The 24370-nt window shown below is 58.4% G+C and carries 26 protein-coding genes, 1 tRNA gene and 1 pseudogene; 15 read left to right on the top strand and 13 right to left on the bottom strand.

Annotated features, from left to right (window positions below):
* Nucleotides 1-61: 61 nt before the first annotated feature.
* A complete protein-coding gene (locus ACR0DO_RS04700) occupies nt 62-802 on the bottom strand; it encodes a hypothetical protein (protein WP_480556932.1) in 741 nt (246 codons plus the stop codon).
* A gap of 105 nt (nt 803-907) precedes the next feature.
* Here ACR0DO_RS04700 and ACR0DO_RS04695 point away from each other — a divergent pair, with 105 nt between their 5' ends.
* From ACR0DO_RS04695 to ACR0DO_RS04675, 5 genes are all read left to right on the top strand, one after another.
* Entirely contained in the window at nt 908-1126 is a 219-nt protein-coding gene (locus ACR0DO_RS04695; RefSeq protein ID WP_480556931.1) for a helix-turn-helix domain-containing protein, read from the top strand.
* Between the two features lie 386 nt (nt 1127-1512).
* On the top strand, nt 1513-1983 hold the full coding sequence (locus ACR0DO_RS04690; protein ID WP_480556930.1) for a ParB N-terminal domain-containing protein: 471 nt from the start codon (nt 1513-1515) through the stop codon (nt 1981-1983).
* Nucleotides 1984-2163: 180 nt separating this feature from the next.
* Nucleotides 2164-3522: a site-specific DNA-methyltransferase gene (locus ACR0DO_RS04685; protein ID WP_480556929.1), complete on the top strand. Its 1359-nt coding sequence runs from the start codon at nt 2164-2166 to the stop codon at nt 3520-3522.
* Entirely contained in the window at nt 3519-3902 is a 384-nt protein-coding gene (locus tag ACR0DO_RS04680) for a DUF5681 domain-containing protein (protein ID WP_480556928.1), read from the top strand. Before ACR0DO_RS04685 ends, ACR0DO_RS04680 begins: the two co-directional genes overlap by 4 nt.
* The gene (locus tag ACR0DO_RS04675; RefSeq protein WP_480556927.1) at nt 3895-4293 is read left to right on the top strand and encodes a DUF5681 domain-containing protein; all 399 of its coding nucleotides are present in this window, start codon (nt 3895-3897) and stop codon (nt 4291-4293) included. The genes ACR0DO_RS04680 and ACR0DO_RS04675 overlap by 8 nt, the downstream gene beginning before the upstream one ends.
* A gap of 104 nt (nt 4294-4397) precedes the next feature.
* Here the strand turns inward: ACR0DO_RS04675 and ACR0DO_RS04670 are convergent, their stop codons facing one another.
* Together ACR0DO_RS04670 and ACR0DO_RS04665 are read right to left on the bottom strand one after the other, a co-directional pair.
* On the bottom strand, nt 4398-4526 hold the full coding sequence (locus tag ACR0DO_RS04670) for a hypothetical protein (protein WP_480556977.1): 129 nt from the start codon (nt 4524-4526) through the stop codon (nt 4398-4400).
* Nucleotides 4527-4709, bottom strand: a pseudogene (locus ACR0DO_RS04665) (very short patch repair endonuclease); the annotation flags it as partial. It abuts the gene before it with no gap.
* 522 nt (nt 4710-5231) lie between these two features.
* Between ACR0DO_RS04665 and ACR0DO_RS04660 the strand changes: the two are divergent.
* Entirely contained in the window at nt 5232-5468 is a 237-nt protein-coding gene (locus ACR0DO_RS04660) for a DUF3489 domain-containing protein (RefSeq protein WP_480556926.1), read from the top strand.
* Between the two features lie 48 nt (nt 5469-5516).
* Nucleotides 5517-5732 carry a hypothetical protein gene (locus tag ACR0DO_RS04655; RefSeq protein ID WP_480556925.1) on the top strand — a complete coding sequence of 72 codons (216 nt, stop codon included), beginning with the start codon at nt 5517-5519 and terminating at the stop codon, nt 5730-5732.
* A gap of 290 nt (nt 5733-6022) precedes the next feature.
* On the opposite strand, the gene ACR0DO_RS04650 is transcribed toward ACR0DO_RS04655, so the two are convergent.
* Nucleotides 6023-6097 (bottom strand) — tRNA-Gln (locus ACR0DO_RS04650).
* 419 nt (nt 6098-6516) lie between these two features.
* On the opposite strand from ACR0DO_RS04650, the gene ACR0DO_RS04645 reads away from it, so the two are divergent.
* Nucleotides 6517-7020, top strand: a complete 504-nt coding sequence (locus ACR0DO_RS04645) for a ferritin (RefSeq protein WP_480556924.1) — start codon at nt 6517-6519, stop codon at nt 7018-7020.
* Between the two features lie 38 nt (nt 7021-7058).
* Here ACR0DO_RS04645 and ACR0DO_RS04640 read toward each other — a convergent pair whose 3' ends face one another.
* Nucleotides 7059-7547: an SH3 domain-containing protein gene (locus tag ACR0DO_RS04640; protein ID WP_480556974.1), complete on the bottom strand. Its 489-nt coding sequence runs from the start codon at nt 7545-7547 to the stop codon at nt 7059-7061.
* A gap of 170 nt (nt 7548-7717) precedes the next feature.
* On the opposite strand from ACR0DO_RS04640, the gene ACR0DO_RS04635 reads away from it, so the two are divergent.
* The 5 genes from ACR0DO_RS04635 to ACR0DO_RS04615 all read left to right on the top strand — a co-directional run bounded on the left by ACR0DO_RS04635 (nt 7718) and on the right by ACR0DO_RS04615 (nt 16025).
* Nucleotides 7718-8704, top strand: coding sequence for a 2-hydroxyacid dehydrogenase (locus ACR0DO_RS04635; RefSeq protein ID WP_170440640.1), 987 nt, complete (start codon nt 7718-7720; stop codon nt 8702-8704).
* 46 nt (nt 8705-8750) lie between these two features.
* Complete coding sequence (gene ggt / locus ACR0DO_RS04630) at nt 8751-10544, top strand: gamma-glutamyltransferase (RefSeq protein WP_480556923.1); 1794 nt, start codon at nt 8751-8753, stop codon at nt 10542-10544.
* Nucleotides 10545-10556: 12 nt separating this feature from the next.
* Nucleotides 10557-11969 (top strand): FAD-binding oxidoreductase, encoded by a 1413-nt coding sequence (locus tag ACR0DO_RS04625; protein WP_480556922.1) that lies wholly within the window; start codon nt 10557-10559, stop codon nt 11967-11969.
* Between the two features lie 94 nt (nt 11970-12063).
* Nucleotides 12064-13380, top strand: a complete 1317-nt coding sequence (locus tag ACR0DO_RS04620; protein ID WP_480556921.1) for a hypothetical protein — start codon at nt 12064-12066, stop codon at nt 13378-13380.
* Between the two features lie 137 nt (nt 13381-13517).
* Nucleotides 13518-16025, top strand: a complete 2508-nt coding sequence (locus ACR0DO_RS04615; RefSeq protein WP_170674684.1) for a GcvT family protein — start codon at nt 13518-13520, stop codon at nt 16023-16025.
* A gap of 45 nt (nt 16026-16070) precedes the next feature.
* On the opposite strand, the gene ACR0DO_RS04610 is transcribed toward ACR0DO_RS04615, so the two are convergent.
* The 3 genes from ACR0DO_RS04610 to ACR0DO_RS04600 all read right to left on the bottom strand — a co-directional run bounded on the left by ACR0DO_RS04610 (nt 16071) and on the right by ACR0DO_RS04600 (nt 18199).
* Nucleotides 16071-16406: a carboxymuconolactone decarboxylase family protein gene (locus tag ACR0DO_RS04610; RefSeq protein WP_170440650.1), complete on the bottom strand. Its 336-nt coding sequence runs from the start codon at nt 16404-16406 to the stop codon at nt 16071-16073.
* A 69-nt stretch (nt 16407-16475) separates the two neighbouring features.
* The gene (locus ACR0DO_RS04605) at nt 16476-17129 is read right to left on the bottom strand and encodes a DUF938 domain-containing protein (protein ID WP_480556920.1); all 654 of its coding nucleotides are present in this window, start codon (nt 17127-17129) and stop codon (nt 16476-16478) included.
* Complete coding sequence (locus tag ACR0DO_RS04600) at nt 17126-18199, bottom strand: NAD(P)/FAD-dependent oxidoreductase (protein WP_480556919.1); 1074 nt, start codon at nt 18197-18199, stop codon at nt 17126-17128. The genes ACR0DO_RS04605 and ACR0DO_RS04600 overlap by 4 nt, the downstream gene beginning before the upstream one ends.
* 118 nt (nt 18200-18317) lie before the next feature.
* Between ACR0DO_RS04600 and ACR0DO_RS04595 the strand changes: the two genes are divergently transcribed.
* Together ACR0DO_RS04595 and ACR0DO_RS04590 are read left to right on the top strand one after the other, a co-directional pair.
* Complete coding sequence (locus tag ACR0DO_RS04595) at nt 18318-18722, top strand: hypothetical protein (protein ID WP_480556918.1); 405 nt, start codon at nt 18318-18320, stop codon at nt 18720-18722.
* 3 nt (nt 18723-18725) lie between these two features.
* A complete protein-coding gene (locus ACR0DO_RS04590; protein WP_480556917.1) occupies nt 18726-19958 on the top strand; it encodes an HlyD family secretion protein in 1233 nt (410 codons plus the stop codon).
* Between the two features lie 260 nt (nt 19959-20218).
* Here ACR0DO_RS04590 and ACR0DO_RS04585 read toward each other — a convergent pair whose 3' ends face one another.
* The 5 genes from ACR0DO_RS04585 to ACR0DO_RS04565 all read right to left on the bottom strand — a co-directional run bounded on the left by ACR0DO_RS04585 (nt 20219) and on the right by ACR0DO_RS04565 (nt 24357).
* Nucleotides 20219-20881: a helix-turn-helix domain-containing protein gene (locus ACR0DO_RS04585; RefSeq protein ID WP_480556916.1), complete on the bottom strand. Its 663-nt coding sequence runs from the start codon at nt 20879-20881 to the stop codon at nt 20219-20221.
* Nucleotides 20882-20928: 47 nt separating this feature from the next.
* Nucleotides 20929-21072 (bottom strand): hypothetical protein, encoded by a 144-nt coding sequence (locus ACR0DO_RS04580; RefSeq protein ID WP_170440660.1) that lies wholly within the window; start codon nt 21070-21072, stop codon nt 20929-20931.
* 176 nt (nt 21073-21248) lie between these two features.
* The gene (locus tag ACR0DO_RS04575; RefSeq protein ID WP_480556915.1) at nt 21249-22322 is read right to left on the bottom strand and encodes a BMP family ABC transporter substrate-binding protein; all 1074 of its coding nucleotides are present in this window, start codon (nt 22320-22322) and stop codon (nt 21249-21251) included.
* Nucleotides 22323-22353: 31 nt separating this feature from the next.
* Entirely contained in the window at nt 22354-23274 is a 921-nt protein-coding gene (locus tag ACR0DO_RS04570; RefSeq protein ID WP_170325991.1) for an ABC transporter permease, read from the bottom strand.
* On the bottom strand, nt 23275-24357 hold the full coding sequence (locus ACR0DO_RS04565; RefSeq protein ID WP_480556914.1) for an ABC transporter permease: 1083 nt from the start codon (nt 24355-24357) through the stop codon (nt 23275-23277). It lies immediately after the preceding gene.
* Nucleotides 24358-24370: the final 13 nt, after the last annotated feature.

Raw genomic sequence — 24370 nt, 5'->3', positions numbered from 1 at the left:
CTGAAGCCAAATATTAGGCGCTGTTTCGAGGATTGTTGGCTGACGAGCAGGGCCAGTCGCGTCAACGCGTTCTTTCCCAGGTCCAGATCGCATAATCCAGTTGCCGAGGAGACCAAGCGAAACCGCGCTCAGCCAGTTGGGTAATCGCATTCTGCAATACTGATCTGACAGACTCCGGCGTAACTCGATCGGGTCTCATGTTTGTTGCCTTAGCAATGTAGCGCTGAACCATCCGGTCTGGTTTAATCAGGTTGTCGTCGCCAGCGAGCATCCGAAAATAGTCGAATGAGATTCCGCTGCCCTGACCCGGAATGTAGAGGACCTGCTTTTCGACCGTTGTTAGCCGGGTATCGGTCATGTCCCCGAAATCTTCGATCCCGCATTCTTTTAACGCTGCAGCAAACTGACGAACCGCTTCTGCTTTCAGAATTCCGGAGCAGGTGGATGTGCGCTGTCGGTTACCGAAGAGGTCATCAGCCATCTGGTCCGGCGTCAGGCCATCAAACAGCGCCAGAAACTCACTGATGGTGTGCTCGCCGGTTGAGCGAGGTGCATCCGGCGCCAGCGACTTTGTCCAGCCCTCGCGTTCGCAAAACCGGGCCACCGTGTTTGCGGTGGAGGTGTATGTGACGCCAATCGAAAACACCGCATCGATTACACAAAGGGGCAGGGAGGCGTAGAAGAACTCCCCGGGCAGGGGCAGCGGCTTCAGCCCGGTTTTGATGATGTAATCAGCGAGTTGCTTTGCCTGTTTATCAATGGTCGCGTCAAGTCTTCCCGCGGTTGTCTCTGAAATTAGCATATCAATTCCGTTGTCGTCGATCAGTGATATCGAGAAATGCTTGCTGCAAGATGGAAGTCAACAGAAAATGTCACTGATCGTCTGTAGACGGATCGGCGACATCCCGTGCCTTTGGGGGTCATGGATGTTCGTGACCGTCTCAGTGGAAACATGCGCCGTCTGCGCCGGTCGAAAGACTGGTCGCAGGAAGAGCTTGCGCATCAGTCCAGCATCCACAGAACCTACATCAGTGATCTCGAACGCGGCGCCAGAAATCCCACGATAGAAGTGGTGGACAAGATAGCTGTTGCGCTGGGCGTACCATGCGGCGAGCTACTGGACTGAGCCGAATCACGTCAGGGTTGAGAGGCCGCAGTAGGGCCCCGAGTGAACCGTTTGCCCGGTGCGAAATCACGGCAAAACCGGCCTGAATGTCATTTTTTGTATAAGCCATTTATAATTCTGGCATCTCTACCAAAAAAATTTCTTGAAATTCCCACCGAACTTTCCTTTCTGGTGTTTAGCAAGACGCATCCACCGGGTGTCCTTGCCTATCAACGGAAGCTGGCTGGTTTGCTGAACCAGCCGGATGTCGGGCTCAGACCCGGCAATTCCGTAAGCGACTATGAGGCTGCTTACGCATCAACGGAGTTAAGCGGTGACTATCACCGCACGAGATTTCGAAGTCGCCGGATGGTCCGGCGGCCTATGGTGCGTAGGGAGATAAATCCATGCCCATTAAAACCGAGGGAAGTGATATTCCCAACCTGCGAGATGAAACTCTCGCCAAGACCATCTGGTGCGATCCGTACCAGCTCTGCTATGTTGCAGATTATGCGTCGCATCACACTGACGAGGAGATCGAGCGCTTCGAGCAGACAATCTGCGATTACGTTGGTGCACAGCCGATCATTATAGATGGCTATTACGAGATTGTCGCTGGCCAGGGTCGTGTCAGAGCCGCACAGTTGCTTAACATTTACGAAATCCCAGCCTTGCGGTTAGGCGAGTTGTCAGAAGATGATATCGAGCACTACCTCAAAATCATGGAACAGTTCAGCGATTTTGCCGGTTGGTCACGCAATATGCTGCAGATTGATTTGCAGGATCTGCTGTCATACCGACATGAAATGAGGGTGGAGGCCCTTTTGCATTCCGATGCTCATGGCGGCGAAAACGCTGCAAATTCATTGTCTGCATAGAATGAACTAAAAGAAGCGAAGTGATCGGTGGGGGCCTGCCGATCTTGTGCCGGGAGATTCCGGCCCTTCGCAGGGATCTGTTGATCCGGCCTCTTCCTGAAACAGCGCAGACCGGTTCTCCGAACGGAGACCTGATCTCTGTCAGGGCGAGCCGGCTGCGCATATTTGAAAGGCCCCATAATGGCTGACATTAAATCTCTGCCGGAAGAAACCCGGCTGAAGATCGTCTATCGTAAAACGGATGATCTGATCCCCTATGCCGGCAATGCCCGGACACACAGTGACAAGCAGATTGATCAGATCGCAGCGTCGATCCGACAGTTTGGCTTTACCAATCCTGTATTGATCGACGAAAATGGCGGCATCATTGCCGGCCATGGTCGCGTCGCTGCAGCTAAGCGACTTGGCACCGCTGAGGTGCCGACAGTTGAACTGGCGCATTTGTCGGACGCAGAGCGACGTGCCTATGTCATTGCTGACAACAGGCTGGCTGAGCTGGCCGGCTGGGATCGTGATATCCTGAAAATCGAATTCCAGGCGCTGGAAGAGCTGGAGCTGGATTTCGATCTGGAAATCACCGGCTTTGAAACAGCCGAACTGGATCTGCTGCTGGATGACGATGATGAAGAAACAGCAGACCCGGCTGATGAGGTGCCGGAACCTGCTGTAGAGCAAGCAGTCACGAAGCCCGGTGATGTCTGGATTCTTGGCACGCACAGGCTGATCTGTGGCGATGCACGTGATCCCGAGACATATGCACGGCTGATGGGCGATGATCGTGCGCGCGCTGTGTTTACCGATCCACCCTACAACGTCAAAATAGATGGCCATGTCTGCGGCTCTGGTGCCGTGAAACACCGTGAGTTTGCTATGGCTGCCGGTGAGATGGATGCCAGTGCCTTTACAGCCTTCCTGGAAGCGTCGCTCGGCGCCATGGCGGGTGTCAGCGTCGACGGTGCCATTCACTTTGTCTGCATGGATTGGCGCCACATGCCGGAGCTGCAGTCAGCCGGTTCCAAAACCTATTCAGAGCTGAAAAACCTGATTGTCTGGGCCAAGACCAATGGCGGCATGGGTACGTTTTACCGGTCGAGACATGAGCTTATCTATGTCTGGAAAGTCGGTTCCGCTCCCCATCTCAATACTTTTGGCCTTGGTGAGAAAGGCAGATACCGGACGAATGTCTGGGATTATCCCGGAGTGAACAGCTTTGGTGGAAATCAGAAAGATCTGGAACTGCACCCGACGGTTAAGCCAGTGGCGCTGGTGGCGGATGCGATCAGAGATGTCACTCGGCGCGGTGATATCGTGCTGGATGGCTTTGGCGGATCCGGCACGACCCTGATAGCTGCGGAGCGTTGTGGCCGCAGAGCCCGCCTGGTGGAGCTCGACCCGATCTATTGTGATGTTATCTGCCGTCGATTTATGGCGCAGACAGGGCTGCAAGCTGTTCTGGCCTCCACTGGTGAGACATATGCTGAGATGGCCGCTCATCGCGCTGTAGGGGCTATGGCTCCGGCGACGGAGGCTGCAGAATGAGTGATCAGACCAAAACTCAGGTGGGCTATATGCGCCCGCCTGAACACAGCCGTTTCAAAATGGGAAAATCCGGAAATCCAAAAGGCCGGCCCAAAAAACAGGATGATATTCTGTCTCTGACGCAAAAAGTGTTGAAGCGCAAAGTCAGGCCGAAGGGTGCAGAGAAACAGATGCCCATCAGTGAAGCCCTGATCCGCAAATTGCGGGAGCTGGCTCTGTCCGGTGACCGGCGTGCCATGGACCTGCAGCGGCGTATCCTGGAAGAGGCCGGTGCTGCTCAGGCTGCTGAGTTTGATCCGAAGGAGAAAAAGCAGCGGATTCTGAACGCGCTCCGGAAGATGGGTGTCAATGTCATCGACGATGGAGGTGGAAATGACTGACACTTACGATATCGGCTATGGCAAACCTCCAAAATCCGGCCAGTGGAAGAAAGGTCAGTCCGGCAACCCGAAAGGTCGGCCGAAGACCCGTTCCGATCTGGTTAAAGACGCTGCAGCGATCCTGTCGGAGCCTGTTGCAGCCCGCACGCCTGACGGCCGGATTGTGTCGCTGGACGGATATGAAGCTGCCTACCTGGCGCTCTGTAAAAAAGGTCTCAAAAGTCATGTGCCGTCTCTGATCAAAGCGATCAACATAATGCTGGAGGTGCAGCCAGAAATGGATGCTAGAGAAAACCAGGACAAACAGCGCCGCGAAGAGATACTCGCAAGGCTGGAAAAAATGGGTGTTGATGTCAGTGGTGCACGGCGCGCATCTGCTGATACCAGCTGAAAAGTTACGCTACTGATTTTAACGTCCAGACACGGCCTGGATCAGGGGCGGCGGTGTTATACCTGTCGCCCCTGTCGAACATAGTCCCAGGGGACGACTGGGTATCAGCGATACTGGCCAGCCAGTCGCTCAATGGCCTGTATGCGGGCGTCAGCGTGGCTCAGCAGGGCCTGAATGGACCGTATCAGATCGTCGGCCTCTTCCGCACCTATCTGCGGGTGCTGGCCCCTCACCTCAATCACCGCCCTATGCTTGGGCAGCACAAGGTCTGGTGTCCCAGGCAAATCCCGTCGATGAGGCCGGAACCGATACCTCCTCGCATGCAAAGCCGAACGGATCGACAATTCCGGTTTCGTGTTTTTCGAACGAATCCGGGACATCGTTTCCGATCGGGTCAGTGGAATACTGGGCGGCATGGCAGAACACTAAAGCGATGCGAGCTCGTGCACCAGAGATGCCGAAACCTCGGAACCGAGGTCAGAGCGCGCGCCGAAATTGGCGCTCAATTCCGGCTCTTTGCCTCCGTCTGGCCAGCTCAGTTGGGGGCACACTGAAAGAACACTGACAGCAGCAACTCCTTTGTTGTTTTGGTTATGACCTTTTGCCATTTGGTTTTCCTTTTAGTGTTCAGTGAAAAGGTGTTATCGAACTCCTCATGTGAACGATCTGCCTGAGACGCCGGTTGCTAAGCAAAAGGCGTGCGGGGATAAAATCGACAGGTGCCGGTGCACCTTTGTGGAGTCTAAATGACCACTAAACACTCCATTTGCCACAGCTGAACGTGCGTTATCCCTGCTTTCCACTGGACTTCGGCTTCAAATGGAGCGGTACTATCTATGCGACGCAATTAAAGAGAGAGACGCCTTCTCCGCCCGGGCCAGCGGGCTCTGGTCAGTAGCAGGATCAATTCTGACCTGCGGATCTGAACAGGAGAAGAGATGCCAACAACGCGATTAAAACCCGCTACAAAGAAAACTCAGTTGATCCGGATGCTCAGCCGAAAGAACGGCGCTGATGTCCCGGGTATCTGCCAAAAGTTTGGCTGGCTACCTCATACAACCCGCGCCGCGCTAAGCGGCTTGCGCAAGGCCGGATTTGAGATATCCACCGAGAAATCAGGCGGCGGGCAGCCGTCACGATACCGCATCATCGCAAAACCGGCGGATGCAACCTGATGAACCCTGCTTCGCAACATCGCCCGGGCCCACCGGTACTTCGATCTTGTGCGATCAGGAAAAACCTTCGGCGAGATTTCTGAGGCTGAAGGTGTCTCAAAACGCCGTATTCAGCATCTGATCGAACTGGCGTTCCTGGCACCGGATATCATTAGTTCGGTTCTTGAGGGCAGGCAGCCGATTGGCCTGAATTCCGAATGGCTAAAACGTCATGCCTTCTCGCCGCTCTGGGCAGAACAGCGCGAACAGTTTGCTGCCCTTTGAACACTTGCCCACGGGCTAATACTTTCACGTTTCCAAAAACATGAAGATGATCCGGCCAACCCTCGGCCGGGTCACCCCGGCTCCGTACATCAAAGCCGCATCATTGGAGATGCACCTGCCATCGTTCACAGTCAAACTGCTACCGCGGAAATGGCGATTCCAGACTTTTCGCAGAAACCCCAAGAATTGCGCCGCCACTGGATTCTGGAGTGCCGATAAACCTCAAAACCAGTCGGAAATTCCGGGCGAAATTCCGAAATTATCCAGCGATAACAATATGTTAGCTGTGCTGGCTGGGGTGGTAGGATTCGAACCTACGATACACGGTACCAAAAACCGCTGCCTTACCACTTGGCTACACCCCATCGGTGAGCGGCTATCTACGATTGTTGATCGGCGGGTTCAAGAGGTTTTGAGTGAAAAACTTGGGCTTGGAGTAAAATTTATTTTGCCCTTGTTCCCGTTGGTGCGAGGCTTGGAATTTACGCCTGCCAGTCAATAGAACGATGAAGCGTTCCGTGGGGAAGGGCGGTCGCGGCTGGGCCGGTTCCAGGCCACGAAGGGCGCTGTGCCAACCGCGTGTTCTTTATGGCTGCAAGATGTTTGGCCGCTGACTGCATCGGATCGCGGAATACCCTTGATGCTGCAAGTGCTTTTCACTTGCAAATTTTCCCGGCAAAATGCTGAAAAATATCAAAAAAATCCCAAAGGCAATGGTTGCGCCAGAACATTGGGAAACATAGCTGTATGATTGCCCCGGAACACCGTGACACAGGAGATGAAGATGAAGTTGAACTCGAAGGTCGCAGAAGCGTTGAATCGTCAGATCAACAACGAACTTCACGCATCCTATACCTACCTCGCTATGGCGGCGTATTTCGAATCCGAGGACCTGCCCGGATTTGCACAATGGTTTCGCGGCCATTCGGCAGAAGAGGGCACACATGCCATGCGCATCTTCGATTTTCTGGCCCAACGTGGTGGGAGAATCGAAATCGACGGGATCGCCAAACCCAAAACGGATTATGCCTCGCCGGTTGAGGCGCTGGAATACGCGCTGGCGAACGAGGAAACCGTGACCGGCCAGATCAATGCGTTGTTCGAGATGGCGCATGAGGTCAAGGAATACAGCACTCAGAACATGCTCAACTGGTTCCTGGCAGAGCAGAACGAGGAAGAAGACCTGTTCGGAAAAATTCTCGACCAGACCAAAGCGGCCAACGGGGATCGTTGGAACCTGTTGTTGCTGGATAAGGAAATGGGCACACGTACCGCCGAAAGCGCGTAGCAGCTGCACGTTTCACGCGGGGCGGCAGGAACGCCCCGCTATTCGCGAATCTCGGCGGGGTCGACGCCCCAGAGGTTCGATTTTTGCGCCCAGCCGCGATAACCGCCAGCCGAGATGTGGCACCAGTCCAGGCTGCAATTACCAAGACGCGCAACCACCCCGGATTCGAATTTCGCGCTGATCTGAGAATTGGGGTCGGGGCTGGTGTAGACGGTCAGCAATTCGGATTCGATCAGCACCGTGCGGGCACCGGACAGCAAGGCGTAGTGAACCCAACCACCGGCACCGTCGCGATCCTGAACCCTGCGCCAGTTGCCGTATTCGGCCGTGATCTGCAGCGGCATTCCGCGCCGTTTGAACACCCAGTCGATTCGATGAGTCAGCGAGGGTCCACGGCGCACGTTGCCCTCGGCGGCTTTCATCGAAACATATCGCGGCAGGGGCAGGTTGGTTACAGGGCCACGCTTGTCCTGTGCGCTGGCGCTCAGAGTGCCCAGTGCAACCAGAATTGCGGACGTGACCACCAGAAGGCGGCGTTTTACTGGTAGAAAACCACTCACTGACTGTCTGCTCTTGTGCCTGTTGATCGGGTTTCGAAAAAAGGTCGTCTCAATGCGATGGGGTTCTTGTGCCCCGCCTTATCCTGCGCCACGATGCCATGGCGCGCGAAGGTTTGCAAAGCGGTGGGAGGACGAAGGTGCCAAGAGAACGTCTGAGTGTTGTCGTTACGCGACGGTTGCCCGAGGCGGTTGAAACCAGGCTGAGCGAGTTGTTCGATGTACAGTTGCGCGACGATGACACGCCCATGACACGAGAAGAATTGGTCGCAGCGGTGCAAAGCGCGGATGTCCTTGTGCCCACCGTGACCGACGCCATTGATGGCGGGTTGTTGGGGCAGGCCGGGGAAAAGCTGCGGCTGATCGCCAATTATGGGGCGGGGGTCGACAATATCGATGTGGCCACGGCCCGGCAACGGGGCATTCTTGTGTCGAACACGCCCGGCGTGCTGACCGACGATACTGCGGACATGACCATGGCGCTGATCCTCTCGGTCACTCGCCGGATTCCCGAGGGGCTGTCGGTCATGCAAAAAGGCGATTGGACGGGCTGGGCCCCGACCGCGTTGCTGGGTGGCCGGATCGGCGGGCGCCGTCTTGGTATTCTGGGCATGGGACGGATCGGTCAGGCTGTGGCCCGCCGTGCCTCGGCTTTCGGGATGCAGGTGCATTACCACAACCGCCGACGGTTGCGCCCCGAGATCGAACAGGAGCTTGAGGCGACCTATTGGGAAAGCCTCGACCAGATGGTGGCGCGGATGGATGTCATCTCGGTCCACTGCCCCTCTACGCCGTCGACCTTCCACCTGATGAATGCGCGGCGTCTGAAGCTGTTGAAGCCTTCCGCCGTTATCGTGAACACGTCGCGGGGTGAGGTGATCGATGAAAACGCGCTGACCCGTCAAATCCGCTCGGGCGATATCGCCGGGGCGGGGCTGGATGTGTACGAGCACGGCACACATGTGAACCCGCGCCTGCGGCAATTGCCGAACGTCGTATTGCTGCCTCATATGGGATCGGCCACGCTGGAAGGGCGGATTGAGATGGGCGAGAAGGTCATCATCAATATCAAGACCTTCGAAGACGGACACCGCCCGCCGGATCAGGTTGTGCCATCCATGTTGTGACGCGTTAGCGCCGCAGGGACGACAGACGAATTTTCAGGAGGATACGATGAAACGAAATCTGATTTCGGGATTGTTTTTCGCGGCGTTGACGCTGGGTGGCGCGGCGTTCGCGCAGGAAACTGCGGATGCGGTAGCCCCCGAGGGGGCCTCGGACGGCCAGGTTCAGGGTCTTACGGACGAGATTATCGCCTCGCTTGAGGCCAAGATGGCCGGTCAGCCGGTTACTTCACAGAACTGGATGGTTGCTGCCGCGAACCCTCTGGCCGTCGAGGCCGGGGCCAAGGTGTTGCGGGCCGGAGGGTCCGCGGCTGATGCAATGGTCGCCGTGCAGGTCGTGCTGGGGCTGGTCGAGCCGCAATCCTCGGGCCTTGGCGGCGGCGCGTTTCTGGTCTGGTACGATGCCGCAACCGGCAAGCTGACCACGCTGGACGGGCGCGAGACGGCTCCGCTTGAGGCGAACCACCGGTTGTTTCACGATGAAAATGGTGAGCCGCTGAAATTCTACGATGCCGTGGTCGGCGGTCTTTCGGTCGGCACGCCCGGAACGCCCGCTTTGCTGGCCGAGGCGCACCGGCGTTGGGGCCGCAGCCCGTGGCCCAGCCTGTTTGAGGATGGCATCACGCTGGCGGACGAGGGGTTTCTGGTTTCGCCGCGCTTGGCCACATTGGTCGAAGCCGATGCTGAACGTCTGTCGCGGTTCCCCGTGACAGCTGAGTATTTCCTGCCGGGTGGAGAGCCTTTGCAGCAGGGGCAGCGGCTGATGAACCCGGAATATGCCGAAACGCTGCGGGTTCTGGCCAGCGAAGGGTCGGCCGGGTTCTACGGTGGTGAAATCGCGGCAGGAATCGTCAACACCGTCCGCAATGCGCCGGGCAATCCGGGGGTGCTGTCCGGCATCGATCTGGCACTGTATCAGGTGATCGAGCGCGAGCCAGTCTGCACCGCCTATCGCGCCTATGAGGTCTGCGGCATGGGACCGCCTTCGTCCGGGGCGCTGACGGTCGGGCAGATCCTGGGGATGCTCGAAGGGTATGATCTGGCCACGATGGGGCCCGAGGACGTGCATACATGGCGTCTGGTCGGCGATGCTTCGCGTTTGGCCTTTGCGGATCGCGGTCGATACATGGCCGATCACGATTTTGTCCCGATGCCGACGCAAGGTCTGGTGGACCCCGATTACCTCAATGAACGCGGGCAACTGCTGAGCGGCGAGGGGGCGTTGATCGAAGTCGCGCCCGGCAACCCCGAATTCGACCACGCGTCGAACTGGGCGGATGACGTGTCGCTGGAACTGCCCTCGACCTCGCATATCTCGATTGTCGATCAGTATGGCAACGTGTTGTCGATGACGACGACCATCGAGAACGGGTTCGGTTCGCGGCTTATGACCAATGGCTTCCTGTTGAACAACGAACTGACCGATTTCTCGTTCAAAACCCACAGCGATGGTGTGCCGATTGCCAACCGGTTGGAGCCGGGCAAGCGTCCGCGCTCGTCCATGAGCCCCACCATCGTGATGCAGGACGGCGCACCGGTGCTGGCGATTGGTTCTCCGGGCGGCAGCCGGATCATCGGTTACGTGGCCAAGTCGATTATCGCCTGGGCCGATTGGGACATGGATGTGCAACAGGCGCTGTCTTTGCCGCATCTGGTCAACCGTTTTGGCACCTATGATGTGGAGCAGGGTACAGCCGCCGAGGGGTATGCCGATGCGCTGATCGGCTTGGGGTTCGAGGTCAATCCGCGCAATCTGACCTCGGGCCTGCACGCGATTGAAATCGGGGATGTTCTGATCGGTGGCGCAGACCCGCGCCGCGAAGGCATCGCGCTGGGCGAATAAGAGAGGTTCTTCATGGTGCAGGCAGTGACGTTGCCCCGAAACGAGGCCGGGATTGAAACAGCTGTCGGCATTCTGAAGCAGAAGTTCGGCGATCGCCTGCAAACCGGTCAGGCGATCCGCGAGCAACACGGCCACACGACCACATGGATCGAAAACCAGTCGCCGGATGCGGTGGTGTTCCCGCATTCGACCGCAGAAGTGTCCGAGATCGTTAAAACCTGCGCCCGGCACAAGGTGCCTGTGATCCCCTTCGGGACCGGCACCTCGCTGGAAGGGCATGTAAACGCCCCGGCTGGTGGTATCTCGGTGGATCTGACCCAGATGAACAAGGTTCTGGCTGTCCACGCGGGCGATCTGGATTGCGTCGTGCAGCCGGGTGTCACGCGCGAAGACCTGAACACCCACCTGCGCGATCAGGGTCTGTTTTTTCCTATCGATCCGGGCGCCAATGCCTCGCTGGGCGGGATGGCGGCGACGCGGGCCTCGGGCACCAATGCGGTGCGCTATGGCACGATGAAGGACAATATCCTCAGTCTGGAAGCGGTGATGCCGGACGGGCAGATCATCCGCACCGGACACCGGGCCAAGAAATCCTCGGCCGGGTACGACCTGACCCGGTTGCTGATCGGGGCCGAGGGCACGTTGGGTATCATCACGGAACTGACACTGCGCCTGCAGGGCATCCCCGAGGCAATCACCTCGGCCCGGTGTTCCTTTCCAACGGTCGATGCTGCCTGTCAGGCGGTGATGATGACGATCCAATATGGCGTGCCGGTCGCGCGGATCGAGCTGCTGGATGAATTGTCGGTCAGGGCCGCCAACGCCTATTCCGGGCTGGACCTGCCGGAAACGCCGCTGTTGCTGCTGGAATTCCACGGGTCCGAGGCTGGTGCGGTCGAGCAGGCTGAAACCTTTGGTCAGATCGCCGCGGAATTCGGTGGCGCGGATTTCGCCGCGACCTCAACCACCGAAGAGCGCAACAAGCTGTGGCAGGCCCGGCACGACATGTATTGGGCCAGCCTGCAACTGCGCCCCGGCGCGCGCGGTATTTCCACCGATGTTTGCGTCCCGATCTCGCGCCTTGCGGAATGCGTCGCGGCGACGCGTGCCAAAGCGCAGGACCTTGGCCTTCTGGCCCCGATTGTCGGGCATGTGGGCGATGGGAACTTTCACACTCTGCTGCTGATCGACATGGAGAACGCGGACGAGGTGGCCAAAGCTGATGGCTTTGTAGGCTGGCTGAACGATCTGGCGATCTCGATGGAGGGGACCTGTACCGGTGAACACGGAATCGGGCAGGGCAAGCGGCCCTATCTGATCAAGGAACTGGGCCCGGCGGTCACCTATATGGGGGCGATCAAGGCGGCACTGGATCCGGATAACATCATGAATCCGGGTAAAATTCTACCATCCGCAGAGTTTTGATCCGCGCCGAAATTCCGGCGTCGCAGTCATAAGACCGCCCCAATTTGGGTTTATCTTTCGCGAAAACGAGCAGCGATTGATTTCGGATATTCAGATGGACGGTTTGCGGATCTTTGGGTTTGTGATGATCATAGTCTTGGTCATCGTTGGCCTGGATTACTATCAACAGGACAAAAAGCACGAAGGCACCTTGTCTGCCAATGGCTATGTGGACACGATCAAGCACCGCTTTGCGCAGCAACAGGTCGAACGTGACGCCAAAGAGGCCGAGCGGGAACGCAAGAAGCTGTGGAAAGCGGGTGCAAAACCTCATCTACCGGCATCCACCAAAAGATGGTCACGATACGAACTGACCGATGCGGATAACAAGGCCGTTGCGACCGCGATCTCAAGCTATGGTATGACGCCGCTGATCAGTTCCATTTCAAACACGGCGGAACTGATGAGCCTGTCCAGCGGGGGCAAAGATGGCATTCTGCGCAAGCTCAGCGAGACAGGTGCGGTCTATGTTCAAGGTGAAGAAATCGCGTGGTTCGACATCAGCCTGAAACCGGAATCGGTGCGCAACACATTGGCGGGAATCGCGCTGTCCCGGCAGCAGAATTTCATGGCACATGCCGTGATCAAGAAAGGGTTCGCCGTTATCGGTGGTGTCGCGTTCATCGAAGTTACTCAGGACATGACCTCTCCGACTGAGGCGCTTGCGTATCGCAAGATCACGGGGCGGATCGGAATTGACGAAGAGGTCGTGATCCGGTTGCACACCAATGCCAGCGATGCCTCGATCCGCGAGCTTTTGGGCGCGGTTGACTATGCGGCGCTGAATGCTTTGCTGACCTTCCCTTCGCCTGTAGTGGGGCAGGGGTTTTCGGTGCCGATGGACCGGCAGCCTGAGGTCGCCACGAAAATGGACCGCCTGTATTCCAAAATGAAGATGGTTCAGGAGAAGACAGCCAGCAAAAAGCTCGAGAATCTGGATTTTGCTGCGGTTATGGTGAACACGATGACAGCGTCGGGTTTCAACAGCGAAGGTCTGATGGACATCACCGGCGGAGAGGTCTTCGAAAATCAGGATGTCCTGCAGATCGGTTATGGGCGGGCGCAGAAATTGCTGCTGGATTCGGGTGAACGTCACGCCGCGTTGGATGGCCCGGCTGAACAGGACACCGCAGCAACGGATATTGCCGCTGAAGTGGATACCGCAGCAAAGGACGCCGCCGCCGAACAAGAGGCGCCCGGCTTTTTCAGCCGCCTGAAAGACAAGCTGCCGGCGTTCGGGGAATCGGAACCCAAAGAGGCCACGGCAACGCGCACAAAGGCCAGCCAGCCGGTGCGTGTGCACAAGGGCGGGTTGGGTGGCGGCTGTGCCAAGGTCGGCAGCATCAAGCGGTGTTCAGTCACCGGGCAATAAGCTCAGATAGACAGATTCCGCCGCTCATATGCAGCGGCGGGGTCGTTTTCCTTCTCTCACTGGTCGGATGAATGTCGCGTTTGGCCCTGCAAATGCGCCATATGGTTCCAACAGATTCCAAGGAGAGACGTCCGGTTATGAAAACCCAAGTCAAAGCACTGGTCGTTGGCGGCGGCGCCGTCGGGACCTCGATTGCCTATCACCTGGCCAAAGCGGGCTGGGACGATGTGATGTTGATCGAACGGGACGAGCTGACGTCCGGATCCACCTGGCACGCAGCGGGCCTGCTGCCGCTGTTCAACATGTCCTATGCGACGACCCATATCCACAAATACTCGGTCGATTTCTACAAGACGCTCGAGGAAGAAACCGGCCTGAACGCGGGTTTCGCCGTGGTCGGCAACCTGCGCATGGCGCAGACGCAGGAACGCATGGACGAATACATGCTGTATGCGTCCACAGCCGAGACCTGTGACGTTGCTTATGAATGGCTGACACCTGATCAGATCAAGGAACGCTGGCCGCTGATCGAGACCTCGGACCTGAAAGGTGCGATCTACCACACCGAAGACGGCTACATTAACCCTGCCGACGTAACCCAGGCGATGGCCAAGGGTGCGCGTCAACGCGGTGTGGACATCGTCCGCAAGATGCAGGCCGACGCCTTCCACTGGAACGGCACTCACTGGGAAGTCACCTGCACCAAGATGGTCGAAAAGGGCGGCAACCTCATTCCGTCAGATGAGCAGGTGGTGATCACTGCCGAGCATGTCGTGACCGCATCGGGCAACCACGCGCAGCGTACGGCCAAGATGCTGGGCATCAAAATGCCCGCGATCCCGGTTGAGCATACCTTCATCGTCATGGATAAAGACCCCGAGCTGGTCAAATGGCGCGAAGCTGGTAACCCCGAACACCCCGTTGTGCGTGACGCCGACAACGAATCCTATGCGCGTGAGGAACGCGGCGGCTGGATTCTGGGTATCTATGAACACGGCGCACCCGCGCAGTTCGAGCATGGCGTACCGGACAGCTTCCGTGCCGACCTGTTCCCGCTGGATCTGGACCGGATCGCTGAACAGTATATGGCGATGGCCGAGCGTGTTCCGTCCTGTGCCGAGTCCGGCCTGAAAGACGATTTCAACGGCCCGATCTGCTACACCCCCGATGGCAACCCGCTGGTTGGCCCTGCTCCGGGTCTGCGCAACATGTGGCTGGCCGAAGGCTTCAGCTTCGGCATCACCGCAGCAGGCGGCACCGGCTATTATCTGGCGCAGATGATGGTCGATGGCGAAGCCGAGATCGACATGGCCTCGCTGGACCCCAAACGCTACAGCAGCAACTGGATGACCACCGAGTTCGCGGCCCGCAAGAACGAAGAGTGCTATGAGCACGTCTACATCCTGCACCACCCGGATGAAGAGCGCGCGGCTTGCCGTCCGCTGCGGACCGTTCCGGCCTATGACCGCCAGAAAGCGCGTGGCGCCCAGTTCGGTTGGGTAAACGGTTGGGAACGCCCCAACTACTTTGGCCCCGTCGATGCGCCTGAAAACTTCGACGAGGAAAGCCGTTCCTTCCGCCGTGGCAACTGGTGGCAATATGCCGTCGAAGAAGCCAAAGCGATCCGCGAAGGCGTTGGCCTGATCGACGCGTCGGCCTTCACCAAGCACGTCGTCAAAGGCCCCGGTGCGACCCAATTCCTGGATTGGTTCACCTGCAACAAGCTGCCCAAGGTCGGTCGTATCAACCTGACCTACGCGCTGACATCGAACGGCACCACTCGCACCGAATACACCATCGTCCGCAATGGCGAGAACAACTACTACATCGTCTCTGCCGGTGCCTGGACCGAGTACGACGCCGACTATCTGCGCAAGGCGGCCGAGGACAAGATGGAGGAGTTCGGCTACATCGAGATCCAGGACGTGACCACTCAGTGGGGCGTCTTCGCCATCGCCGGACCCAAGTCGCGTGACGTTCTGAAAGAGGTCATTAAAGACGCCGATCCGGAAACTGCTCTGTCCAACAAGCGCTTCCCGTGGCTGTCGGCCCGCCAGATCGAACTGGGCATGTGCCCCGTGAACGCGATCCGTGTGGCCTATACCGGCGAGCTGGGCTGGGAACTGCACCATCCGATCGAGATGCAGAACTACCTGTTCGACCTGCTGGAAAAAGCCGGTGAGAAGCACGGTATGAAGCTGGTCGGTGCACGTGCCCAGAACTGGCTGCGTCAGGAGAAATCCTATCGCGCCTTCGGCACCGAACTGGGCCGCGACGCGACCCCGCTGGAAGCTGACCTGCCGCGCTTTGTCGATCTGTCGAAAGACTTCTACGGCAAGGCCAAGCTGGAAGAGACCGGTGTGCGCGTGAAGTGCTGCACTCTGCTGATCGACGGGCCGGACGATGCCGATCCGTGGGGCCGCGAGGCGCTGTATACGCCGGAAGGTGAGCGTGTGGGTCGTCTGACTTCGGGCGGCTACTCGGTGGCGTTCGAGAAATCCATCGGCATGGGCTACGTAAAGCCCGAGATGGCGGTCGAAGGCACCAAGCTGCAAGTCAAAATTCAGGACAAGCTATGGGATGCGGTCGTCACCTGCGACAGCCCCTACGATCCGAAGAACGAAACCATCCGCAAGGACGGCTGAACACACAAAGGCCCCGGCTAAGCCCGGGGCCTTTTGCTTTCGGGATCAGGCGCTCAGTTCATCGTAGCATTCCAGCGCCTTGGCGGCGTACATCATCGATGGCCCGCCGCCCATCTGTACGGCCATGGCCAACACATCGGAAAACTCCTCTCGCGTTGCGCCCGCTTTGACCAGCGCTTCGGTGTGAAGCGTGATGCAGGGTTCGCACCGGATCGCAATGGACATGCCCAAGGCGATGTACTCTTTGGTCTTGTAATCCAGTGTTCCGCCTTGTTTGACCGCAGCGCTGAGCGCACCGAATGCGCGGGTGGCATCGGGTATCGCGCCGTTGAGGTTGCGCAGACCATTGCGTGTGTCTTTGATCTTGTCCTGCCAGCTCATGTCATCATTCCATTTAATATCAGGCAAACGGAATATGTTTTGATGCGTCAAACCGGGCCTTGATCTTGATCAGGTGACGGTCTTTTCCGCGACAAAGGCCAGATTGTTCGCAGGCATCTCGACAATATCGAGGACAATCAGGTTCTGCCCTGCCATCCAACCGACAATGTCCTTGTCGTCCTTATATCCAATCTCGGGGTCTTGCTGGACCAGCGCGCTATGGAACCTCTGGTCGCCGTCGCTGGTCAGTTGGCCTGAGCGTTTGAACGGCCCGTAGAGGATGAACCTTCCCCCGGGGGCCAGTGCCTGTGCGGTTTCGGCAATCAGTACTTGCGTTTCCTGCCAACTGATCAGATGCACCAGATTGATCAGAACGATCAGGTTCTGATCGGCGAACGCTTCATGCCACCCTTGCGTTGTTGCATCCAGTGCGACGGCGTCAGCGACGTTGGGCAGATCGGTGGCATAAGCGTCGATGCTGGCACGCCGATCGGGTTCAACCTCGGTCGGTTGCCAATGCAGGTCGGGCAAGGCTTGGGCAAAGGCGCTGACATGCTGGCCTGTGCCGCTGGCGATCTCCAGCGCCTGTCCGGTCGTTGGGGCCCATTGCGTCAGCAGGTCACACAGCGCCTCGGCGTTGCGGGTTGCGGCGGGGGCAATCAGCCGCCCGTCCTGCCCTTCAGTGGCGACACTGGCATTGGACGGTAAAGGGCGTTTGGTCATCTGCGTAACCTTTCCGGGCTGAGGGCCGCAATCGTTTCCGCATCCAGGTCCGGCGCAGCACCGATCACGCGGTCCGCAACCAACTGCGACGCGGCCGGAGAGGTTTGGAACCCGTACCCGCCCTGACCGGCCACCCATATGAACGACGGGTCAGCCGGTTCCGGCCCCAGCACAAGGGTTCCATCGGGCGCAAAGCTGCGCAACCCCGCCCAGTTGGTTTCAACCCGCGTGACGGGCTCGGTGACCATCTCTTCGTACCGGGCCAGACCTTCGGCCAGAACCATATCGTCGGCATAGGCATCATGTGGCGGCACCGGATCGGCCTCGGACGGAGAAACCAGCAGCTTGCCCGCATCGGGTTTGGCATACCACGCCTCACCCACGCCCAGCATCATGGGCCAGTCTTTCACGTCATGCCCGCCCGGCGCAGGCAGGCGTGCCATCGACCTGCGTTTCGGAATGATCCCGATCGGGGCAATTCCGGCCATTGCTGCGACCTCGTCCACCCAGGCGCCCGCAGCATTGATCAGGGTATCGGCCTCGTAGGTGCCACCGGCCTCGATTATCCAGTGACGGGCTTTGCGAATGGCGGTGACCTTGGCTTTGGTCAGAACCTCACCACCATTACCGCGAATGATGCGGGCGAAATCTTGCAGCAACCTGTCCGTGTCGATGTCGAAGGCCGCAGTACTGACGGCGGCGAAGCCCAACGTATCAGGGTTCAGGATCGGTACCCGAGCCCGCGCGTCCCCCGTGGTGATGACCTGCATGTTCAGATCCACCATGTCCCGTTCGAACCCCGAGGCCTGACCCTTTCCACCAACCAGCATCAACCCGCGCGGCGTCAGATAACCACCGTTTCCGGTGCGCATGAATTCGGCGCTGGCCTTGTTCAGTGCTACAACCGACGACGGCCCATAGCTTTCTTCGAACAATGCGGCCGAACGGCCCGAGGCATGATAGCCCAGGGCCTCCTCGGCCTCGAGCACGGTGACTTTCCCGTGCTGAGACAGCCGCGCCCCGGTGCTGAGGCCGGCAATGCCGCCGCCGATGATCAGAAAATCAATCATGTGTCCCCTTTGGTCACGTGCCGTGTTCAGTGCATGAAAACGTCTGAAAACTTAAAGCAGGCTTGAATTTACGCATCAACCCATCCAAACAAGAACCAAGCAGAAACAGGAGGGCAGGGTGAGTACCGCAGACCTACACCCGATGGCCACGGGGCATATTCCGTCCTACGTGACCCAGGCGGACGGCAGTGATTTTCTTTTGACGTTCATGTTCATTTTTACCGTTGTCGTCATCATTCTGATTGGCGTGGGATATTTCACCCTGCACTCGATCCCCGAAAAGATCGCGCATGAATCCAACCACCCACAGTTCCAATTGGTCGGCATACTGGCCCTGTTGGCGCTATTCACCCATAACGGTCTGTTCTGGGTTGCCGCAGTTCTGGTGGCCGGGTTCCAGTTCCCCGACGTTGCCGCCCCGCTGAGGGCCATCGCCGACGCGATCCGATCTTTGGGCAAACAGGACCCGCCCGAACAGGCGCCGGTCCAGCCCTCGGAAACCGCCGCGCAGCAGGAGCAGTAAGACATGCTTGAGACATTGATGTGCGCGCTGATAACGGTGCTGCCCGACTATCTGTTCCGCCGGTTTGTTCAGGGCAAACGGATCGGTCATGAAATCACGCTGTTTACCATGTGGTATGAGCTGCGCTGGGGCCTGACCACCTGTGCCATTCTGGCGCTGACGGTGATTACCACGCTGTTTTATTTCCACCCGGCCAGTAAGACAGCGGCATCCTATTTCCGCACGGTGACGATCCTGCCGCAGCTGGGTGGCCGCGTGTCCGAGGTGTATGTCTCCAACAACCAGCAGGTCGTGGCGGGCCAGCCGATCTTCCGGATCGAGGATTTCACCCAGACCGCCATGGTTGAGGCCGCCCATGCCCAGATCGCGCAGGTTCAGGCCTCGTTGAAAGTGGCGGAAACCGATCTGGCCGAGGCCGAAGCCGGCATTGCCGGTGCCCGCGCCGGGCTGGATCAGTCGCTTGAGGACCTTGAGCGCAACACCACGCTGCGCGACGAAGGCTCCAGTGCTGTAAGACTGGCCGAGATTGATCGGTTGGAGAACCTGGTGGCCGAACGTGAGGCGCAACTGAGGGCTGCCGAGTCGCAGCGTGCAGCCGTCGTGCAACAGATCGAGGAACTGATCCCCGCCCAACTGGCCAGCGCCAACGCACAGCTGGATGCCGCGTTGACCGAACTGGACAAGACCGTGATCAGCGCCGGAGTGACGGGCCGGGTCGAGCAATTCGGCCTGCAGGTTGGCGATTATGTCAGCCCGCTTTTGCGCCCGGCTGGTATTCTGGTCCCGTCAAGTTCGGGCCACAACCGGTTTCAGGCGGCCTTCAATCAGATGTCAGCACAGGTTATCAAACCCGGTATGATCGGCGAACTGGGGTGCATGACCAAGCCCTTTACAGTGATCCCGATGGTGGTGGTCGAGGTTCAGGACGTGATCCCATCCGGGCAAATCCGCCCCACGGATGAACTGCGGGATGTGCAGAACAACACCACTCCGGGTTCGATCCTGGTGTATATGGAGCCGCTCTATAAAGGCATGGCCGATGACATCCCGCCGGGCAGCAATTGTCTGGCCAATGTCTATACCGACAATCACGAACGGCTGGAGCACGAGAATCTGGGCTTTTGGCAATCTGCCGCCCTGCACGTGATCGACACGATCGGTGTGGTCCACGCCGCAGGCCTGCGCCTGCGCCTGATCCTGATGCCGGTGAACACGCTGGTTCTGACCGGGCACTGATGTTGAAAACAGCCACCAAGCGGCAGGTCACCCTGCGGCTTGGTGGCGACCCACCCCATACCCCTTAGAGAGGAGCCTGCCGTCGCGTGTTAGGCTCGGGCTCGGGTCGTCTCGTTCGGACCTTAACGGTTCGTGCGCGGCGCGGCGGCAAAAGGCCGGATCACGCGGCGTGCAAAAAGCTCACAAACCTGACACAGGGCCTGTGTCTCAGGCGCTGCCAGAATTTGCCCCTTCGGGCGGTTTGGTTGTGGAGGTGCAGATTACTCTGCGAGTTTGAACTCCACAAGGTCATCCAGTTTGTACCCGTGGTTAAGCAGTGCCTCGGCCACGAGATATGGTAATTGTCCGAGAGACGGGAAGAGTTTGGCATTATCACCGCTTGCTAGGCGCAGTGCCAAGTTTCGTAGCTTATCCATATCCGCAACCCACACGGCCTGATCAATGGTGCCGTCCAGAAACCATGCAGCCAGCCGATCTGTGATCAGGGGCATAGGGCCCGTGGTTTTGTTGCGTTCCGGGTAAGTGGCTATGGTCGACTCGATTACAAAGGCAAACTGATCAGCGCCCTGACGATGGATCGATACCCGGAGCGTGGGCGTTACATTTTCCTTATGAACGCCCCGGAACTTCTCTCGCAGGATCAACTTGCCCTCGACGCGGACGAACTTTCTAGGTTCTTCTTGCGTGGCCGTAGTCTGATAGAGTTTGAATGGTGTGCGCCGTAGGTGCTCACCGAATTTCTTCAGCAAAGGCGCAATATCCTTGCGTTTTGCAGGAAGTTCCCCGCTTTTCCACTTGCTGACAGTGGATTGGCTCACGTTACACAGCGAGGCAATAGTCGTCTGCCGCATCCCGTGTTTCGATGCAATTTGGATCAGTTTTTCAGTGTCACCATAGAATTCGGTGCTTCTTTTGGCGCTCATTTCTTATCCTTAAATAGGCCGGGCGCTCGAAAGCGCCCGGCTGTATGTCATGACTTCTTGGCGCTGGTCGTTTTGCGGTTTGGGTTCAGCTGCCCGCCGCGATGCCCTTGGGCATTCGCATGGGCTTTGTTCTGTCCGGGCGAGCCTTTGTTGGGGTTTTTTATGTCGGCGTTGTGATTGGGCTTTTTCATGTCGTGCTCCTTTATTTTGTAACACGATTCAGTCGTAGCCTCTCTGTCCGGCCGTAATAATCTCCCCCGTTGGAATACTCGGGAATAATCAGAATATTTGTGTTTTTCTCGGATCTGAAGAACTTAAAAAAGGCCCGCGTGAAGCGGGCCTTTTCCAGTGATCGCGTGATCTAAGCTTACTGCGGAATTTCGCCTTCCAGCCCTTCGACATAGAAGTTCATGCCCGCCAGCGTACCGTCATCAGCGGTTTCGCCCTCGGCCAGCCAGTCGCTGCCGTCCTGCTTTTTCAGCGGACCGGAGAAGGGGTGGTATTCACCCGCGGCCATGGCGGCTTTCATCGCCAGGGCTTCTTCTTTCACGTCGGCCGGTACGGCGTCGGAAATCTCACCGATCTCAACCATACCTTCGCGGATGCCGTCCCAGGTGTTCACGGTCGCCCACGACCCATCCATGACGGCCTGGGTGCGTGCGATGTAATAGGGCGCCCAGTTGTCGATGATCGACGACACGCGCGGGAACGGAGCGTATTCGCTCATGTCCGAGGCCTGGCCGAAGGTGATCACGTTGCCTGCCTCTTGCGCAGCCGCCTGAGGTGCGGTCGAGTCGGTGTGCTGCAGGATCACGTCCGCGCCCTGTTCGATCAGAACGGTGGCGGCGTCAGCCTCTTTCGCCGGATCGAACCAAGTGTAGACCCAGACGATCTTGAACTCGACATCCGGGTTCACCTTCTTGGCGTGGATATAGGCCGAGTTGATGCCGCGGACCACTTCGGGAATTGGGAAAGAACCGATATAACCGACGATGTTTGACTCGGTCATTTTACCGGCGATGTGACCCTGCACAGCGCGGCCTTCGTAGAAGCGAGCGGAATAGATCGAGACGTTGTCGGCGGTATTGATGCCAGTCGCGTGTTCGAACTTGATGTTCGGAAATTTTTTGGCGACGTTCAGCGTCGCCGGGCCATAGCCGAACGAAGTGGTGAAGATCAGATCGGCCCCTTCCAGCGCCATCTGGGTCATCACACGCTCGGCATCCGGGCCCTCCGGCACCGATTCAACGAACACGGTTTCGACCTTGTCGCCAAAGTGCTCTTCAACTGCCAGACGGCCCTTGTTGTGTTCATAGGTCCAGCCGCCGTCGCCCACCGGGCCGACATAGACGAAACCGACCTTGGTCTTGTCTTCGGCCATGGCCCCCGAGGCCAGACCCAGCGCCAAGGCGGCACTTGTCAGAAGTGTAGTGAATTTCATGTGTTACTCCCCAAGTTGGTTCAGTTGGCCCCTAGTGCGAGGCATGGAAGGTCCGGCCCAGTGCGGCAGGTGCGCTGCTCTTGTCGGCCGAAAGGATCACAAGCACAAGGATCGTGATGATATAGGGCGACATTGCCAGATACTCGACGGGAATGGCAACGCCCGCCGCCTGCAAATTCAGCTGCAACACCGTGATTCCGCCGAACAAATAGGCACCCAGCAACGCGCGCCACGGCTTCCAGCTGGCAAACACCACCAGAGCCAGCGCGATCCAGCCGACACCTGCGGTCATGCCCTCGGTCCATTGCGGCACGCGGATCAGGCTGATGTAAGCCCCACCAAGGCCCGCGCAGGCTCCACCGAACAGGATCGCCATGATGCGGATCTTGATGACCTTGTAGCCAAGCGCATGCGCCGCATCGTGGTTTTCCCCCACCGCGCGCAGGATCAGGCCGACGCGGGTGTATTTCAGTGTGGCCCAGACTGCGGCCGTCAGAGCAATACCGACATAGAGGATCGGATCATGCTGGAACAGGATCGGGCCAATCACCGGGATATCGCTGATCACGGGGATGTGGATTTCACCCATGTCGGGTGGCTTGACGCCCACATAGCTTTGACCCATCAGCGCGCTGAAACCGAGCCCGAACAGGGTCAGGGCAAGGCCACTTGCGACCTGATTGGCCAGTGCAAACTGCGTCAGCAGCACGAACAACAACGATAGTACCGCGCCGCCTATGGCCGCCGCGACAAAGCCCAGCCAGGGCGAGCCCGTCTCGACCGAGATCGCAAAGCCGCTGATTGCGCCGACGATCATCATACCCTCGACGCCGAGGTTCAGAACACCTGCTTTCTCGACGACCAACTCTCCGATCGCGGCCAGCAGCAGGGGGGTTGCGGCCACCATCAGCGAGGCGACCAGAAGGACGGGATTGATTTCACCAAGGTCCATTTACGCTACCTCGCTACGGGCCGCACGGATGCGGTAGTTTGTCAGAAGATCGAAGGCCAGAAGGAAGAACAGCAGCATTCCCTGGAACACCTGAATGGCCGCGGCGGGCAGACCCAGCTGAGACTGGGCGATTTCACCGCCGATATAGGTCAGCGCCATCAGGCCGCCGGCGAGCAGGATGCCCACCGGATGCAGGCGGCCCAGAAAGGCCACGATGATCGCGGTAAAGCCGTAGCCGACGTTAAAGTCGATGCTGACCACGCCCGAAGGCCCCGAGACCTCGAACATCCCCGCCAGACCTGCCAATGCGCCGGACAGACCCAGACAGAACAGGATCAGACGGGCAGGGTTCACACCTGCGAATTTCGCAGCTCTTGGCGCTTCACCCGTTAGTCGGATGTGGAAGCCCAGCATGTGACGGTTCAGCAGGACATAGGCAAAGATCACAGCGATCAATGCCGTCACCACGCCCCAGTGCATCCCCGATCCAGTGATCAACTCGGCGTTATGCGCGCTGTCATAGGATTGCAGGTTGCGCGAGCCAGGAAAGCCGAACCCCTCGGGGTTTTTCAGCAAACCCAACGAGACTGAGGCCAGCATCTGCTCGGCCACATAGACCAGCATCAGCGACACGAGGATTTCGTTGGTGCCGAACCGCACTTTCAGAAAGGCCGGGATCATCGCCCACAGCCAGCCGCCAAAGGCTCCGGCAATCACCATGATCGGAAAGATGTACCACGCATCCAGAGGGTAGAAAGCCAGACCGGCCCCCGCGCCAAAGATGGCGCCCATGATGTACTGACCCTCAGCCCCGATATTCCAGATACCGGCCCGAAAGCCCAGCGACAGGCCGATGGCAATCAACACCAACGGCGCGCCTTTCACCAGCAATTGCGGGCGGTAGTAAAAGGCGAACTCACCGAAAAGGGGCTCCCAGAAAATGGTTCCGATGGCCTCAACCGGGTTCTTGCCCAGAATGGCGAACAGAATGCCGCCGCACACCATCGTCGCCAGCACCGCGACCAGAGGGGTGGCATAAGACCACGCCTTGGACGGCTGCGGCCGTTTCTCCAACACAATCATCTGCTCATCCCCC

This window comes from Ruegeria sp. AM9 (assembly GCF_056540565.1).
The sequence above is the reverse complement of the archived record's forward strand: the minus strand, read 5'-3'. Positions and strand labels throughout refer to the sequence as shown.

Excerpts from the sequence above, each read along its gene's own strand:
- ACR0DO_RS04580 (WP_170440660.1), bottom strand. The coding sequence starts at position 21,072 with ATGAAAAAGCCCAATCACAACGCCGACATAAAAAACCCCAACAAAGGC.
- ACR0DO_RS04645 (WP_480556924.1), top strand. The coding sequence starts at position 6,517 with ATGAAGTTGAACTCGAAGGTCGCAGAAGCGTTGAATCGTCAGATCAAC.
- ACR0DO_RS04585 (WP_480556916.1), bottom strand. The coding sequence starts at position 20,881 with ATGAGCGCCAAAAGAAGCACCGAATTCTATGGTGACACTGAAAAACTG.
- ACR0DO_RS04700 (WP_480556932.1), bottom strand. The coding sequence starts at position 802 with ATGCTAATTTCAGAGACAACCGCGGGAAGACTTGACGCGACCATTGAT.
- ACR0DO_RS04610 (WP_170440650.1), bottom strand. The coding sequence starts at position 16,406 with ATGAGCTGGCAGGACAAGATCAAAGACACACGCAATGGTCTGCGCAAC.
- ACR0DO_RS04660 (WP_480556926.1), top strand. The coding sequence starts at position 5,232 with ATGCCAACAACGCGATTAAAACCCGCTACAAAGAAAACTCAGTTGATC.
- ACR0DO_RS04615 (WP_170674684.1), top strand. The coding sequence starts at position 13,518 with ATGAAAACCCAAGTCAAAGCACTGGTCGTTGGCGGCGGCGCCGTCGGG.
- ACR0DO_RS04605 (WP_480556920.1), bottom strand. The coding sequence starts at position 17,129 with ATGACCAAACGCCCTTTACCGTCCAATGCCAGTGTCGCCACTGAAGGG.
- ACR0DO_RS04680 (WP_480556928.1), top strand. The coding sequence starts at position 3,519 with ATGAGTGATCAGACCAAAACTCAGGTGGGCTATATGCGCCCGCCTGAA.
- ACR0DO_RS04690 (WP_480556930.1), top strand. The coding sequence starts at position 1,513 with ATGCCCATTAAAACCGAGGGAAGTGATATTCCCAACCTGCGAGATGAA.
- ACR0DO_RS04675 (WP_480556927.1), top strand. The coding sequence starts at position 3,895 with ATGACTGACACTTACGATATCGGCTATGGCAAACCTCCAAAATCCGGC.
- ggt (WP_480556923.1), top strand. The coding sequence starts at position 8,751 with ATGAAACGAAATCTGATTTCGGGATTGTTTTTCGCGGCGTTGACGCTG.
- ACR0DO_RS04600 (WP_480556919.1), bottom strand. The coding sequence starts at position 18,199 with ATGATTGATTTTCTGATCATCGGCGGCGGCATTGCCGGCCTCAGCACC.
- ACR0DO_RS04685 (WP_480556929.1), top strand. The coding sequence starts at position 2,164 with ATGGCTGACATTAAATCTCTGCCGGAAGAAACCCGGCTGAAGATCGTC.
- ACR0DO_RS04625 (WP_480556922.1), top strand. The coding sequence starts at position 10,557 with ATGGTGCAGGCAGTGACGTTGCCCCGAAACGAGGCCGGGATTGAAACA.
- ACR0DO_RS04620 (WP_480556921.1), top strand. The coding sequence starts at position 12,064 with ATGGACGGTTTGCGGATCTTTGGGTTTGTGATGATCATAGTCTTGGTC.
- ACR0DO_RS04570 (WP_170325991.1), bottom strand. The coding sequence starts at position 23,274 with ATGGACCTTGGTGAAATCAATCCCGTCCTTCTGGTCGCCTCGCTGATG.
- ACR0DO_RS04565 (WP_480556914.1), bottom strand. The coding sequence starts at position 24,357 with ATGATTGTGTTGGAGAAACGGCCGCAGCCGTCCAAGGCGTGGTCTTAT.
- ACR0DO_RS04575 (WP_480556915.1), bottom strand. The coding sequence starts at position 22,322 with ATGAAATTCACTACACTTCTGACAAGTGCCGCCTTGGCGCTGGGTCTG.
- ACR0DO_RS04590 (WP_480556917.1), top strand. The coding sequence starts at position 18,726 with ATGCTTGAGACATTGATGTGCGCGCTGATAACGGTGCTGCCCGACTAT.